The organism is Trinickia violacea (genome assembly GCF_005280735.1).
GTDB classification, from domain to species: Bacteria; Pseudomonadota; Gammaproteobacteria; order Burkholderiales; family Burkholderiaceae; genus Trinickia_A; species Trinickia_A violacea.
This window is the reverse complement of sequence record NZ_CP040077.1, coordinates 381914-396468: the sequence shown is the minus strand read 5'-3', so window position 1 is coordinate 396468 and position 14555 is coordinate 381914. Positions and strand designations below refer to the sequence as shown.

The window sequence follows — 14555 nt, the reverse complement described above, 5'->3', positions numbered from 1 at the left end:
CAATCAACATCAAAATAGCCGAACCAGGCATTTCGCGGAATTTATATACAACCCCTACTGGCAAGCAAATACAAGTCAGATTCGCTCCACAGAAAATTATCGGCACCTTAGATAGTATTGAACGCACACCCTCAATATTTGTCAGCACATTATTTCTCCAGCATTCTCCAGACAGCTGCTTCGGTGTCTTGCGCAGATCCACTCCAGCCCCAAGCAAGTTGAGCAAGAAAGCCAACCCCCAGTGAGACGACTATTACGATAGCGCTAGCTGCCAGCGTGGGAGCAAAAAGTGCCACAGCTACTGTAGCTGCGGAGAAAGCCGTAAGCCCCACAAAATTCCCACTCTGACTCCGCGCTGAAGCTATAGCAAACCGCGATGCCGTAATACGGCGTCAAATTGTGCGGCAACGTGCTGCGATATTGCTGAAGCGAGCGGCAAACGTTGCTAGCTTGCCCACGTGCGATATTGGCGATCGAACCCGGCACGGTCTCCTCCTATTCGAATGGAAACCGTCGACCCTATCGGCAGCGGAAATCGCGAGCTATCGGAAAATTCTGAAATATCAGATCGGAATGACTCAGGTCACGGGAAATCGCACGATGCTGTCAAGCCGGCAGAGCTAGCGCAATTTTGATTGGTGATGCAGCCCTTTAAGCGCCGCCTCTGCCGGCCGATTGCCACGACGCACACGCTCACATATTCCGCCGGTACTGCCCGCCCACTTCGAACAGCGCATGCGTGATCTGCCCGAGCGAGCAGACCCGCACCGCGTCCATCAGCACCGCAAACACGTTCTCGTCGTCGATCACTGCGCGTTGCAGGCGTTGCAGCATCTGAGCCGATTCGCCTTGATGCCGTGCCTGGAACGCGCGCAGGCGCGCCAGCTGGCTCTGCTTTTCGGTTTGCGTCGAGCGCTGCAGCGCAATCGGCGGCGGCGCCTCGTGCGGATGCGCCGACAAAAACGTGTTCACGCCGACGATCGGATACGAGCCGTCGTGCTTGCGATGCTCGTACAGCATCGATTCGTCCTGGATGCGCCCGCGCTGATAGCCCGTCTCCATCGCGCCGAGCACGCCGCCGCGCTCGGTCAGCCGGTCGAATTCGGCGAGCACCGCCGCTTCGACGAGATCGGTCAGCTCCTCGACGATGAAGCTGCCCTGATTCGGGTTCTGGTTCTTCGCGAGCCCCCATTCGCGGTTGATGATCAACTGGATCGCCATCGCGCGGCGCACCGAGTCTTCGGTGGGCGTCGTGATCGCTTCGTCGAATGCGTTGGTGTGCAGCGAGTTGCAGTTGTCGTAGATCGCGATCAGCGCCTGCAGCGTCGTGCGGATATCGTTGAAGTCGATTTCCTGCGCGTGCAAGCTGCGGCCCGACGTCTGCACGTGGTACTTGAGCTTCTGGCTGCGCTCGTTCGCGCCGTACTTGTCGCGCAGCGCGAGGGCCCAAATGCGGCGCGCCACGCGGCCGAGCACCGTGTACTCGGGCTCCATGCCGTTCGAGAAGAAGAACGAGAGATTCGGCGCGAAATCGTCGATGCGCATGCCGCGCGCGAGATACGCCTCGACATAGGTGAAGCCGTTCGCGAGCGTGTACGCAAGCTGCGAGATCGGGTTCGCGCCCGCCTCGGCGATGTGATAGCCAGAGATCGACACCGAATAGAAGTTGCGCACGCCGTGCTCGACGAAGTACGCCTGGATGTCGCCCATCACTTTCAGGCTGAACTCCGTCGAGAAGATACAGGTGTTTTGTCCCTGGTCTTCCTTCAGGATGTCGGCCTGCACGGTGCCGCGCACGTTCTGCAGCGCATGGGCGCGGGCCGCGGCGACTTCGTCCGGCTTGGGTTCGCGCCCTTCGGCGGCGCAGCGCGTCGCCAGGCGTTCGATCTGCTGGTCGATCGCGGCGTTGAAGAACATGGCGAGGATCGTCGGCGCGGGGCCGTTGATCGTCATCGATACCGACGTCTCCGGCGCGCACAAATCGAAGCCGTCGTAGAGCGTCTTCAGATCGTCGAGCGTCGCCACCGAGACGCCGGAATTGCCGACCTTGCCGTAGATGTCGGGCCGTTCGTGCGGCTCCTCGCCATAGAGCGTCACCGAATCGAACGCGGTGGAGAGGCGCTTCGCGGGCATCCCCTCGGACAGCAGCTTGAAGCGCCGGTTGGTGCGCAGCGGGTCGCCCTCGCCCGCGAACATCCGCGTCGGGTCTTCGTTTTCGCGCTTGAACGGAAACACGCCCGCCGTGAACGGAAAATGGCCGGGGAGGTTCTCGAGCGAGAGCCAGCGCAGCAGCTCACCCGGGTCGGCGACCTTCGGCAGCGATACCTTGCGGATCGACGTGCCCGAGAGCGTCGTGATCGAAAGCGTGGTGCGGATCTCGCGGTCGCGGACCTTCACCACGTGTTCGTCGCCGGAATAGGCAGCGGCCGTCTTCGGCCATGCCGCGAGCAGCGCCTTTTCGCGTTCGCCGAGCTGGGAATCGCGTGCGGCGATCAACAGGTCGAGGGAGGCGATGGCTTGCTGACTCGGGGAGTGCGCGTTCTCCGGCGTATCGATCGCGTCCGTCGCGACGGATGCCGCAACCGCTTCCGGCACGCCGGCCGCCTTCGGTTCATTGGCGGCGCTCGATGCCTGCGCTGCTTCGATCAACATCCGCCGCGCTTCGCGCAATTGCCAGCGCTCGCGCGCGACGCGCGCCTGCGCTTCGGCCCGCGTCCGATACGCCCGCACGGTCTCCGCCACCTCCGACAGATAGCGCACGCGCGAAGGCGGCACGATCGCATGACGTTCGCTCGAATAACGCACGCTCGTCCGCGGCAGCCTGCCGGCGCCCGCGCGCAAGCCGTGCGCGCCCAGCGACGCCGCGACCTGCTGATACAGCGCGGTCACGCCGTCGTCGTTGAAGTGCGACGCGATCGTGCCGAACACCGGCATCGCCTCGGGCGGCGTGCCCCACGCTTCGCGATTGCGCTGGACCTGCTTCGACACGTCGCGCAGCGCATCGGCGGCGCCCTTGCGGTCGAACTTGTTGATCGCGACGAAATCGGCGAAGTCGAGCATGTCGATCTTTTCGAGCTGGCTCGCGGCGCCGAACTCGGGCGTCATCACGTAGAGCGACTGGTCGGCGTGCGGCACGATGCCCGCATCGCCCTGCCCGATGCCCGAGGTCTCGACGACGATCAAGTCCACGCCCGCCGCCTTGCAAGCGACGATCGCGTCGGGCAGCGCCTCGGCGATCTCCATCGGCGCGCCGCGCGTCGCGAACGAGCGCATGAAGACGCGCGGCCCGCGCCCCCAGTCGCCGATCGCGTTCATGCGGATGCGGTCGCCGAGCAGCGCGCCGCCGGACTTGCGGCGCGACGGATCGATCGCGAGCACGGCGATCGTCAGCGCGTCGTCGTAGTCGAGGCGGAAGCGCCGCACCAGCTCGTCGGTCAGCGACGACTTCCCCGCGCCGCCCGTCCCCGTCACGCCGAGCACCGGCACCTGCACGGCCGCCGCGCGTTCCGCGAGCGCCGCGCGCGTGGCGGCGTCGGCCTGTCCGCTTTCGAGTGCGGTGATGAGCTGGGCGAGCTGGCGGAAACGGCCGGCGCTGCCTTGCCCGAGTTGCGCCAATACATCGGCGCCGAGTGCGTTGACGGCGGCGCGCGGCGACTTCGACGCGCGCGCGATCATGTCGTCGATCATCCCCTGCAAGCCGAGCCGCTGGCCGTCCTGCGGCGAATAGATGCGCTCGACGCCGTAGCGCTGCAGCTCGTCGATCTCATCGGCGACGATCACGCCGCCTCCGCCGCCGAACACCTTGATGCGCTCGCCGCCGCGCTCGCGCAGCATGTCGACGAGGTACTCGAAATACTCGACGTGCCCGCCCTGGTAGCTCGACACCGCGACGCCGTCGGCGTCCTCTTCGAGCGCCGCGTTCGCGACATCGGCGACCGAGCGGTTGTGGCCGAGGTGGATCACCTCGACACCGCTCGCCTGAAGAATGCGGCGCATGATGTTGATCGACGCGTCGTGGCCGTCGAACAGCGCGGCGGCGGTCACGAAACGCAGACGCGGCGCCGACGGCGGCCTGTGGCCGCTCGAGCGCTGCGGCATCGAAAGGTCGGTCATGTCTCCCCCGAGGATCGTTGAATCAAGCGGGTGTTTTTCGCAGTATAGGCAAACGTCCGGGGGAGGTTGACGTTCGCGTCAAGCCGTCAAGACCGTCAAGACGAAAAGCGGGCCGCAGCCGCGCGAATCTCCTCGAGCGACGGCCACAGCGGCTTGCCGGCAAACCGCTCCGCCAGGAAGTCGACGAACGAGCGCACTTTCGCCGACACATGACGCCGGCTCGCATAGACGGCATGGATCGGCAGCTCGCGCGGCGGCAGCGCATCCACGAGGATCGGCACGATGCGCCCTTGCGCCAGGTCGTCGCCGATCACTTCGGTGCCGAGCCGTGCAATGCCCACGCCCGACAGCACGACGACGCGCTGTGCCTCGAGATGCGCGACGACGAGATTGCCCGCGATCGGCACGCGCGACCCATCGGGCCCGCTCGGCAGCCAGTCGACGGCGGGCATGTTCCGGTACTGAATGAAGTTGTGCTTCGCGAGGTCGTCGATGGTTCGCGGCGTGCCGTGACGGCTCAGGTACTCCGGCGACGCGCACAGCACGATGTGCGCGGTCGCGAGCTGCCGCGCGATCAGCGACGACGACTTGAGCCCGAACGGCGACGCGCGGATCGCCACGTCGAAACCCTCCTCGATCAGCTCGACGACGCGATCGGACAGCTCGACTTCGGTCGTCACCTGCGGATGCTTCGCCGCATAGTCGGCGACCGCGGCCATCAGGTAGCGCAAGCCGAACGCCGATAGCGACGACACCCGGAGCCGCCCCTGCGGCACGATGCTCGCGGCGCTGACCGCCTGCTCGGCCTCGTCGAGTTCTGCGAGCACCTGCGCGAGCCGCTCGTAGTACTCGCGGCCGGCCTCGGTTGGCGCGACACGGCGCGTGGTCCGGTTCAGAAGCCGCGCGCCGAGCTGCTGCTCGAGGTGCATCACGTGCTTGCTCGCCATCGCCGCGGACATCTCCATGCGTTCGGCCGCGCCGACGAAGCTGCCCACCTCGACGACATAGCGGAACACTTTCATGCTGACGAGGGTATCCATGGCAATCGCTCGCAATAAGAATGAATCGACCGGGTTGCCCGCACTTTATCAAAGTTGCGTAGGCAAAGAAGAACGACGCGAGTGACGAGCCAAAGCGCCGCCACGGATATCGGCACCCAGTCCAGAGGCCCGCTATACGCAGGGTAAATACCTAAAAGATAGACCCCCATTGACTGACAACATTGCGCTATAAATGCCATGTTGTCTTACAACACGCATCCGATTCGATCCGCAACGATGTCCCAACCCTCGCCAGCCCGCGAGAGATCAGGAACCACGATGGATATGAGCCGCACCGCCGCCCGCATCGCCGTCAGAACCAACGTCCGTTATGGCGTCCTGCTGATGCTCTTCATCGTCACGACGCTCAACTACGCGGACCGCGCGACGCTCTCGATCACCGGCTCGGTCATCCGCAAGGAATTCGGCGTGGACGCGGTGCAGATGGGCTACATCTTCTCGGCGTTCGGCTGGGCTTATGTGCTCGCGCAGCTGCCGAGCGGCTGGCTGCTCGACCGCTTCGGCGCGCGCCGCGTCTACGCGGCCAGCATCTTCTTCTGGTCGGTCTTCACGTTGCTTCAAAGCGCGATCGGGATCGCGGGCAGCGCGGCGGCCACGGTGGCCGCGCTGTTCGTCCTGCGCTTCGCGGTGGGCCTCGCCGAGGCGCCGGCGTTTCCCGCGAACGGCAAGCTCGTCGCAACCTGGTTCCCCACTGCCGAGCGCGGCACCGCGTCGGCGATCTTCAACTCGGCACAGTACTTCGCCGCCGTCATCTTCACGCCGCTGATGGCGTGGCTCACCCACGCATTCGGCTGGCGGCAGGTCTATCTCGTGATGGGCGCGGCCGGTATCGCGTTGGCCATGGTGTGGCTGAAGTTCGTGCGAAGCCCCGCCGATCATCCGCGCATCAGCCAGGCGGAGCTCGATCTCATCGAACAGGGCGGCGGCGTCGTGCGCGCGGCGGGGAAATCGGCGGGACCGACCGCCGTCGGCAGCACGGCAAGCGTCGCGAGCTGGCAGATCCTCAAGGAGCTGCTCGCCAACCGCATGCTGCTCGGCGTCTATCTGGGCCAATACTGCATCACCGTGCTCACGTATTTCTTCTTGACCTGGTTTCCGCTCTATCTCGTGCAGGCCCGCCACATGTCCATCCTGCAAGCGGGATTCGTCGCGTCGATTCCGGCGATCTGCGGTTTCACGGGCGGCGTGCTCGGCGGCGTCTTGTCCGATTGGCTGATCAAGCGAGGCTGCTCGCTCACCGTCGCGCGCAAGGTGCCGATCGTCGGCGGCATGCTGCTGTCGGTCTGCATCATCGGATGCAACTACGTGAGCGCCGACTGGGTCGTCGTCGCTTTGATGGCGCTCGCTTTCTTCGGCAAGGGCATCGGCGCGCTCGGCTGGGCAGTCGTTGCCGATACGGCGCCGAAGCAGGCGATCGGATTGTCGGGCGCCATTTTCAACACGTTCGGCAATACGGCCGGCATCGTCACGCCGATCGCGATCGGCTACATCGTGAGCGCGAGCGGCTCGTTCGAAGGCGCGCTGATCTTCGTCGCCGCTCACGCGCTTCTCGCGGTGTTCAGCTATCTCGTGATCGTGAAAGACATCAAGCGAGTTCAGCTTTCCAGCCGGGTGCTCGTCAACTGAAAACGGCCCAGCCGCCAATGCGACCGGGCCGTCCAATCCAGACCACTACGCTAGGCCGTTCGGTAACCTGGACCGAACGGCACGAGCGCCGTCCGCCGGCGAAGCCGGCAACCCGCGCTTAGAACTTCGCGCGAATGCCCGCTCCGAAGGTGTTGCCGTCCGACAGGCCGCTCAAGCGGTCGTTCATGTAGGCCGCGTAGATATCGGTGCGCTTGGACAGCGGGTAGTCGTAGCCGAGCGCCCAGGTCTTGCGGGTCTGGTCGAGGCCGCCCGCATCGCGCGAGTACGCGAACGACGCCATCACCGTGCCCGGACCCACCGGCACCGTGACGCCGCCCTGCTCCGTGTTGACGTGCCAGCTGCTGCCGGCGATCTGGTCGTTATGCGTGTACATGTACTGGCCGTAGAACTTCACGAACTTGAGGTCGTAGCTCGCGCCGAACTGGCCGACATACTGGCTCTTGAACGGCACCACGCTGCCGCCGAACGCCACCGACGGCGGATTCACCAAATCGCCCGGCGCGTTGTTGAAGTTCACGTACTGAAACACGCCGGTCGCCGCGAACGGGCCGTGGAAGTACAGGAACTGGGCGCTCCACTTCTTCGCGCCGTTGTCGCCGGCGGTATTGCCGAGCCCGTACATCACGCTGCCCGACAGACCGTTGAAATCAGGCGTTGAGTACTGCACCGCGTTGTTCCAGCCCGAATCGCCGACCACGCCCGTATCCGTCGTATAGGTCGCGCCGGTCGGAATTGCCGTGTTGCCGAGGAAGGTGTGCCACACCATCGGCGAGAACTCGTACGAATCGCTGAACGGGTTGAAGAGGATCGTCGAGATGAAGAGCTGTGTCGTCAGGCGGCCCGCGGTCACGGTACCGTACGGCGACTCGATGCCGACATACGCGTTGCGCGAGAAAAACGTATCGCCCGTGAAGCGGCCGTAGTTGCCGTTTTGCGGCAGGAAGAAGTCTTCCAAGGTGAAGATGGCCTTGTAGCCGCCGCCCAAGTCTTCCGAGCCCTTCAAGCCCCAGTACGACGTCGACATGCCGCCGCCGGAAACTTGCCACGCATTCTGCTGGCCGGGAAACTTCTGATTCCCGACCCACGTATCGACCTGACCGTACAACTGGACGCTCGACTGCGCGTGCGCTGCGGTACCCGCGGCGAGCAAGCCGGCCACGGCCGCGCACTTGAAGCTTGTTTTCAGCGTGCGGCTGACGATTGCTTTCATATGATCTCCTGTCTTTTTCAAAGTTAAGCGTTGACGGGCGCGGGGGGGCGGTTCGCGCGAGCTGTTTGGTTGGCCGTTCGATCTGTCGATCAGTCGATCCGGTTGCGGGCGAAGATCATCTTTACGGACCATTTTTCTGGACAAAAATGGGTTCGCTTATTGCGGGTATAGCTAACCCATTAGTTGCCCGTTGATTTGTTTTGCTTATCGAGCGCGGCTTGCGAAGAACATCGAAGCCAATGGCCCGCAATGCCATGTCAGCCGCCGATCTGGCCGGCATGCGGGCGCAGCGCCATCGTCGCCGAAAGCCGCAAGGTCGCAATATTATTTTGAAAAAGGGGGGGCGATCAACGGTGCGGAACCGCCGGGGACGCCGAAAAGTGTGGCGTGATTACGTCACTTTGGATGCCGCGTCGCGGCTTGCGGGAGAGATAGACGGCCGCCGCTCGGCAGCCATCGACTGCGCGCTGCGCGCCGCCGTCAGTTGCGGTAGGGGGACGGCTCGGGAGGATGCGGGACTTGGTTAGGCGGACGCGGCACGAAGTGCGACGATTCACGCTCTTCGTTATAGCGGGTGATGTCCGCGCGAATCGAGCCCGATCTCATATAGGGCGGGTTGGGGTCTTGGCGTTGAAACGGCCGCGTGACCTCGCTGACGGTGCGAATGGGCGTGCCGTACACCGGGTCGTGGCCGCCCGGGATGCCGGAGGGCCCCATCCAAGCCGAGCCGCCGGCCGCCGCACGTGGATCCTGACGGGGGCCTGCCGCGCGACGCTGCGATGCGTAACCGCGCGAATCGGCCCGGGGCGCATGCGCGGCGGGTCCGCCGTAGGCGCGCATGCCGCCCGCGTGGTATCCGCCCCCGCCGTGATCCGATCGCGGCGGCTGTGCGTGGGCGAACGACAGCATGGCCGCGCACAACGCGCCCGCTGCCCAACGCCCAACGTTTCGAGAACCCATTTCCGCCATGATCGATTTGCCTGCCAACCCTTCCCGCTACGCCTGCACAAGCAGGGTGCACAGCAGCGGAAAACCACCGTCATACTGACTTGTATTGCTCACACAACTGTGCTTCGAAGAGCCTTCCAGCAGTAATTTATGGGCCGCGCGAAAACGTGTCGAGGCAAAAAATGTTAGACCCGGGCCAGGGTTGTAACGCCTTGTTACTGCGCTGAATTTGCAGTGTTTTCCCTATATCGAGACGCCTTTTGCACGCTCGAATTCTGTGCGAAAGAGGTCATTGTTACCGTCGCCGGCGAGCAGGATCGGTGTGGTCATGCTTGTTGCTTGCGAGCGACGCATGCGGCGGCTGATGCCCTGCGAAGAGGCACACCGCAGGCACACGGCGGGCACACTGCGCGGAAGCACCGCCCGCTTCGCCGCAACCCCAGGGCTCATGTGCGCGGGTCATCAATCAACAATTTAAATGAATTTGTATTTTCAATAGCGCAGACCGACAATAGCGCCAATGCTCCGGGGGCGCGAAGTCCGCGCCCGCCACGCCACCCTTTACCGCAATCGCCGCATTGAGAGTCAACGATGGCCCGCCCGAAATTTCTCCCCGATAACTTCACGCTGATGCTCGTCGGCACCGTCATCATCGCGAGCGTGCTGCCGTGCAAAGGCGAAGCGGCGGTCGCGTTCAACTGGATCACGAACATCGCGATCGGCCTGCTCTTCTTCCTGCACGGCGCGAAACTGTCTCGCGAAGCGATCGTGGCGGGCGCGACGCATTGGCGCCTCCATGCGGTCGTGCTCCTCAGCACGTTCGTGATGTTTCCGGTGCTCGGCTTCGCGCTCAAGCCGCTGCTTTCGCCGCTTGTCACGCCCGCGCTGTATACCGGCGTCCTGTTCCTCTGCGCGCTCCCGTCCACCGTCCAGTCGTCGATCGCGTTCACGTCGATGGCCAAGGGCAACGTGCCCGCCGCCGTTTGCAGCGCGTCGGCGTCGAGCCTGCTCGGCATCTTCATTACCCCCGCGCTGGTGAGCGTGATGCTCGTCAACCACGCGGCCGGTTCGGGCTCGGCCTGGCACACGGTCGGCAACATCGTGCTGCAACTGCTCGTGCCGTTCGTCGCCGGCCAATTGCTGCGGCCGGTGATCGGCAAGTGGCTCGACCGCAACCGCGGCGTGATCAAGTTCGTCGACCAGGGTTCGATCCTGCTCGTCGTCTACTCCGCGTTCAGCGAAGCCGTGAACGAGGGCCTGTGGCACCACATTCCGCCGCTGGCGCTCGGGGGCCTCGTGGTCGTGAACGCGGTGTTGCTGGCCGTGGCGCTCGGCCTCACGGCCTTGGCCAGCAAGCGCCTGGGCTTTAGCCGCGAAGACCGGATCACGATCATTTTCTGCGGCTCGAAGAAGAGCCTCGCCGCCGGCATTCCGATGGCCAAGGTCATCTTCGCGTCGCACGCCGGCGCGGTCGTGCTGCCACTGATGCTGTTCCATCAGATTCAGCTCATGGTTTGCGCCGCGCTCGCGCAGCGCTGGGGCGCGCGCGACATGAGCCGCGAGCGCCATGCCGCCGCCTCGCGCAACGCGGCGGCGCCCGCTGCGGCGCGCCGCTGATTCCGCGGAATCAGCGCAATCAACAGCCGCGCGCGGCGATACAAAGGAACGGGCCACGATCTTCCCTCCAAGCCTGTCGGACACGGAACGCCGCCTCGCGCGGCGTTTTTGTCATTTGACGCGAGCTTCGCGGGCGCGTCGCGTCGGCCGGAAGTCATAGGCCGGGCCACAGCTTGGCGAGACTGCAATCGGGATCAGCGAGCGCTGGCGCCGCCGCCAGCCAATCCCGCATTTAATCGAGCCAACATTTTCCGAGCCCACCCGTAATATTCCGAAATAATCTGCTGCGACGCGAACAATTAATCATACGAAACCGGCAACTTTGATCCCTTCGCTTATTTCGGACGTCCAGATTAAATAAGGCGCCAAGGCAAACGTTTGCACTTCGGCGATTATCTCGAAGCCAGGGTGAGATATGCGGTGGGTTCTCGCCCACTTTCTACGAAACGAGCCAACCGGCGCTCTCGACAACCACCGGTCTATTCCAAAAGACGCAGGCGCCTGCAATAACCTCTCGCATCAAATTCAAATCTCTTTAAAATCAGCGTCTGCACTATTTGGCGATATTAGAATGACGCCACGGAACTGAGAGCCCGTGTTTCAGCTGTACCCCGGATTTGCATGCGAAGAGAGAATAAGAATGAGCAGCCAAGACCGGTCCCACGAGGATCGTCACGAGGTGGCAGGCGGCAAGCGGTCGAAAAGGCGTTCGCGGGGGCGCCGGATCAAGAGCGTGGACGCGCCTGAAGACAACCTGTCGTTCGAAGACTACGCAGCCGACCGGCTGTGGTCGTTTCTCTGCGCGCAGCTGGCGACGGCGCTCGCGGCCTATGTCGTCATGTTCGCGGGCGACGCCTGGCTGCACGGCGAGCTCTTCACGCGCTTGACGCTCGTCTGCGCCACCCCTGTGCTGCCGATGGCGGCGGCGCTCGCGCTGGCCGCGCGCAAAGACAGCGGCATGCGTTCGAGCCTCGCCGCGCTCGTCTTCATCGCGGCGCTCGAAACGGGCATCGTGCTGCACGGCCTGCACTGGCAGCGCAGCGCGCTCATCGTCCTGCCGGCCTTCGTCCTGATTCCGCTGATGTTCAGCCCGGTCCTGCAGCGCGGCTGGGATTTCCCGCTCGCCGCCATGCTGGCCCTCACCGGCCCGCTCGCCCTGCTCGCCATCCGCCGGCTGCCGGGCGACACGCAGATCGGCATCATGCTGTCGATGTTCTTCGCGCTCGCCAGCAGCTTCGTCACGAACCACTTCGCGCGCCGCGCGAAGCGGAAGAGCTTCAGGCTCGAGCATCAGTTGCGCGCGTTCGCCGACATCGACGATCTCACGCAACTGCCGCGCCGCCGCCGCGTGTTCGAACTCGGCCGCCGCATCCTGCAGCGCTCGGAGCGCGCGGGGCAGCCGTTCTCGGTGCTCTACATCGACGCCGATCACTTCAAGTCGGTCAACGACCGCTTCGGCCACGACGCCGGCGACCGCGCGCTGCGCCTCATCGCCCACCACATCCAGGACAGCATGCGCTCGTCCGACGTCGCGGGGCGCTTCGGCGGCGAGGAGTTCGTGGCGCTTCTGCCTGGCACAGACCAGATCGACGCCGCGCGCGTCGCCGAGCGGCTCAGAAAGCGCATCGAGGACATCCGTCAGTTCGAAGTCACGCTGACGATCAGCGTCGGCGTCGCGCAGCATATTCGCGGTGAACAGATCGACCGCGTGATCCGCCGCGCCGACGGCGCGCTTCTCCACGCGAAAGGCGGCGGACGCAATCGGGTGGTCATCGCCGGACGTCCCGCGGGCGACGACGCCGCGCCCGCGCAACCGGCGCACGAGACGCAGACCGCCCAGGCCCCCCTCGCCAAAGCGCCGCACGAAGAACCGGGCATCGAACCGTTTTCGCGCGAGTGGCAGCCAGATTGAATCGTGAGACCTCAGCGCCATTTCTCGCACGACATCGGTGCACTGAGTCACAAAAAATTCATTCAACTCTGAAGGCCCCGCGTCGATAACCCGAACGTCCTGTCAAACAAACGTCGGCTCGTCGGCCGTTCAGTCATGTCACTTCGTTCGTCATCGGCAGCCTCTGCCCCGGGGATCGCCGATCTGATCGCGCAGCACGCGCTTTTCGCGGTCTTTCAGCCGATCGTCGAATTCGACGGCGGTACGATTCTCGGTTATGAGGGGCTCATCCGCGGTCCGTCCGGCTCGCCGCTCGAGTCGCCGGGCGCGCTGTTTTCGCGCGCCGCAAAAGAAGGGATGACGACCGAACTCGAGCACGCCGCCGCGCGCACCTGCATTCAGGCGTTCGCGAAGCTCGGCTGCGAGGGCAAGCTGTTCCTGAATTTCAGCGCGGAAGCGATCCTGAAGCTCGAAGAAACGCGCGACGCCACGCTCGCGTGGCTCCTGCGCCTCGGCCTGCCGGTCGAGCGCCTCGTGGTGGAGCTGACCGAGCAGTGCGCGATCGCCGATATTGCCGGCTTCATGCCGATCGTCGCGGCCCTGCGCGAAACCGGCGCGCAATTCGCGCTCGACGACTACGGCACCGCGAACGCGAGCATGAACCTGTGGGTGCGCCTGCAGCCCGACATCGTGAAGATCGACCGCTTCTTCATCGACAACATTGCGAGCGACGCGCTCAAATTCGAAGCGGTCCGCGCCATGCAGCACTTCGCGAATTCGAGCGGCGCGCGGCTCGTCGCCGAAGGCATCGAAAACGAAGCGGACCTGATCGTGATCCGCGACATGGGGATCGGCTGCGGCCAGGGCTACTTCTTTGGCCGCCCGAACGCCTCGCCCGCGACAAGCATCACCGACGACGCCAAGCAATCGATCCGCGCCGAGCACATCGCCGTCTTTCCCGGCCAGACCCGCAGCGTCTCCGCGTCGCCTTCGGGCGGCATGGCGGCCGCGAAGATGCTGGTGACCGCGCCCGCGCTGCCGCGCAAAGCGACCAACAACGACGTCCTCGATCTCTTCAACCACATGCCGAATCTGCACGCGGTGGCGGTCGTCGAAAACGGCGAGCCCGTCGCGCTGATCAATCGCCGCGCGTTCATGGACCGCTACGCGCTGCCCTATCACCGCGAGCTGTTCGGCAAGCGCCCGTGTCTGCAGTTTGCGAACGCATCGCCGGTCATCATCGAAAAGTCGATGACGGTCGAGCAAATGGCGAAGCTGCTCGCGAGCGACGATCAACGCTACCTCGCCGACGGCTTCGTGATCACCGACAACGGCAAGTACCTCGGCCTCGGCACCGGCGAGAGCCTCGTGCGCGCGGTGACCGAAGTGCGCATCGAAGCGGCGCGCTACGCGAACCCGCTCACGTTCCTGCCGGGCAACATTCCGATCAGCTCGCACATCGCGCGCCTGCTCGGCCACGACGCCGAGTTCTTCGCGTGCTATGTCGACTTGAATCACTTCAAGCCGTTCAACGACCAGTACGGCTACTGGCAAGGCGACGAAGTGCTCAAGTTCGCGGCCGCCGTGCTAGCCGACATCTGCGACCCGACCCGCGACTTTCTCGGGCATGTGGGGGGCGACGACTTCCTGATCCTCTTTCAGAGCGAAGACTGGCGCACGCGCGTCCACCACGCCATCGCGACGTTCAATGAAGGCGCCCAGCGCTTCTACGCGGATGCGGACCGCGCCGCGGGCGGCATCCACGGCGAAGACCGGCGCGGCAACCCGACCTTCTTCGGCTTCGTGACGATGGCGATCGGCTGCGTGCGCGTGAAGTCGCAGCCGGATCACAGCCACGTCTACAGCAGCGAGATGATCGCGTCGGCGGCGGCGCTCGCGAAGCGCCGCGCGAAACAAGAGCCGGCGGGCTTTTTCCTGATCGACGTCGAGGAAGGCGAATCGATCATGCATATGGCCGCGACGCCACAGCAGCCGGAGACCGAGGCGCGAACCCTCAACTAGCGCGGAAACGCCGCGACGCCTCCGTAGCACCCCAGTCTTGCGGTTG

At 64.5% G+C, this 14555-nt stretch carries 8 protein-coding genes; 4 read left to right on the top strand and 4 right to left on the bottom strand.

Annotated features, from left to right (window positions below):
* Positions 1-693: 693 nt before the first annotated feature.
* Complete coding sequence (locus FAZ95_RS01630; RefSeq protein ID WP_137330837.1) at positions 694-4113, bottom strand: methylmalonyl-CoA mutase family protein; 3420 nt, start codon at positions 4111-4113, stop codon at positions 694-696.
* Between the two features lie 95 nt (positions 4114-4208).
* A complete protein-coding gene (locus tag FAZ95_RS01625) occupies positions 4209-5153 on the bottom strand; it encodes a LysR family transcriptional regulator (RefSeq protein ID WP_137330836.1) in 945 nt (314 codons plus the stop codon).
* Positions 5154-5432: 279 nt separating this feature from the next.
* On the opposite strand from FAZ95_RS01625, the gene FAZ95_RS01620 reads away from it, so the two are divergent.
* Positions 5433-6800, top strand: coding sequence for an MFS transporter (locus tag FAZ95_RS01620; RefSeq protein ID WP_137330835.1), 1368 nt, complete (start codon positions 5433-5435; stop codon positions 6798-6800).
* Positions 6801-6918: 118 nt separating this feature from the next.
* Here FAZ95_RS01620 and FAZ95_RS01615 read toward each other — a convergent pair whose 3' ends face one another.
* The gene (locus FAZ95_RS01615) at positions 6919-8031 is read right to left on the bottom strand and encodes a porin (protein ID WP_137330834.1); all 1113 of its coding nucleotides are present in this window, start codon (positions 8029-8031) and stop codon (positions 6919-6921) included.
* 480 nt (positions 8032-8511) lie between these two features.
* Positions 8512-8991 (bottom strand): peptide-binding protein, encoded by a 480-nt coding sequence (locus tag FAZ95_RS01610; protein ID WP_137330833.1) that lies wholly within the window; start codon positions 8989-8991, stop codon positions 8512-8514.
* Positions 8992-9570: 579 nt separating this feature from the next.
* Between FAZ95_RS01610 and FAZ95_RS01605 the strand changes: the two genes are divergently transcribed.
* The 3 genes from FAZ95_RS01605 to FAZ95_RS01595 all read left to right on the top strand — a co-directional run bounded on the left by FAZ95_RS01605 (position 9571) and on the right by FAZ95_RS01595 (position 14509).
* Positions 9571-10596: a bile acid:sodium symporter family protein gene (locus tag FAZ95_RS01605; RefSeq protein WP_137330832.1), complete on the top strand. Its 1026-nt coding sequence runs from the start codon at positions 9571-9573 to the stop codon at positions 10594-10596.
* A gap of 733 nt (positions 10597-11329) precedes the next feature.
* Entirely contained in the window at positions 11330-12508 is a 1179-nt protein-coding gene (locus tag FAZ95_RS01600; protein ID WP_175425496.1) for a GGDEF domain-containing protein, read from the top strand.
* 135 nt (positions 12509-12643) lie between these two features.
* A complete protein-coding gene (locus FAZ95_RS01595) occupies positions 12644-14509 on the top strand; it encodes an EAL domain-containing protein (RefSeq protein WP_137330830.1) in 1866 nt (621 codons plus the stop codon).
* Positions 14510-14555: the final 46 nt, after the last annotated feature.